Annotated in this window: 1 protein-coding gene; it reads left to right on the forward strand. The window is 67.1% G+C overall.

Translation table 11 applies throughout. From position 1 onward, the window contains the following. The coding region (locus ACFP1K_RS41065; RefSeq protein ID WP_449329183.1) for a DNA-directed RNA polymerase subunit beta at nucleotides 1-1,214 on the forward strand (1,214 nt) is incomplete at both ends.

Below are 1,214 nucleotides of genomic sequence, written 5' to 3' on the forward strand. Positions count from 1 at the left end.
CAGGACGACGTGCTCTCCTCGATCCACATCGAGGAGCACGAGGTCGACGCCCGGGACACCAAGCTGGGCCCCGAGGAGATCACCCGGGACATCCCGAACGTCTCCGAGGAGGTGCTGGCAGATCTCGACGAGCGGGGCATCATCCGCATCGGCGCCGAGGTCGTGCCCGGTGACATCCTGGTGGGCAAGGTCACGCCCAAGGGCGAGACCGAGCTGACCCCCGAGGAGCGCCTGCTGCGCGCGATCTTCGGTGAGAAGGCCCGCGAGGTCCGCGATACCTCACTGAAGGTGCCGCACGGCGAGATGGGCAAGGTCATCGGCGTCCGCGTGTTCAGCCGCGAGGAGGGCGACGAGCTGCCTCCTGGCGTGAACGAGCTGGTGCGGGTGTACGTCGCCCAGAAGCGCAAGATCACCGACGGTGACAAGCTGGCGGGGCGTCACGGCAACAAGGGCGTCATCTCCAAGATCCTGCCGGTCGAGGACATGCCGTTCCTGGAGGACGGCACGCCGGTCGACATCATCCTGAACCCGCTGGGTGTGCCCGGCCGGATGAACGTCGGGCAGGTCCTGGAGACCCACCTCGGGTGGATCGCCGCCAGAGGCTGGGACATCTCGGGCATCGAGGACGCGTGGGCGGAGCGGCTGCGCGACAAGGGCTTCGGCCAGGTCGACCCCCGCACCAACGTCGCCACCCCGGTGTTCGACGGCGCGCACGAGGAGGAGCTCACCGGGCTCCTGGAGAACACCCTGGTCAACCGCGACGGCGAGCGCATGGTCGGCGTCAGCGGCAAGGCCCGGTTGTTCGACGGCCGTTCCGGGGAGCCGTTCCCGCACCCCATCTCGGTCGGCTACATCTACATCCTCAAGCTGCTCCACCTGGTGGACGACAAGATCCACGCTCGCTCGACCGGTCCCTACTCCATGATCACCCAGCAGCCGCTCGGCGGTAAGGCCCAGTTCGGTGGCCAGCGCTTCGGTGAGATGGAGGTCTGGGCGCTGGAGGCCTACGGAGCGGCGTACGCGCTCCAGGAGCTGCTGACCATCAAGTCCGACGACGTTCTCGGCCGCGTGAAGGTCTACGAGGCCATCGTCAAGGGCGAGAACATCCCCGAGCCGGGCATCCCGGAGTCCTTCAAGGTCCTCATCAAGGAAATGCAGTCGCTGTGCCTCAACGTCGAGGTCCTCTCCAGCGACGGCATGTCCATCGAGATGCG

The sequence above is a fragment of the Sphaerisporangium aureirubrum genome (genome assembly GCF_042658925.1).
GTDB classification, from domain to species: domain Bacteria; phylum Actinomycetota; class Actinomycetes; order Streptosporangiales; family Streptosporangiaceae; genus Sphaerisporangium; species Sphaerisporangium aureirubrum.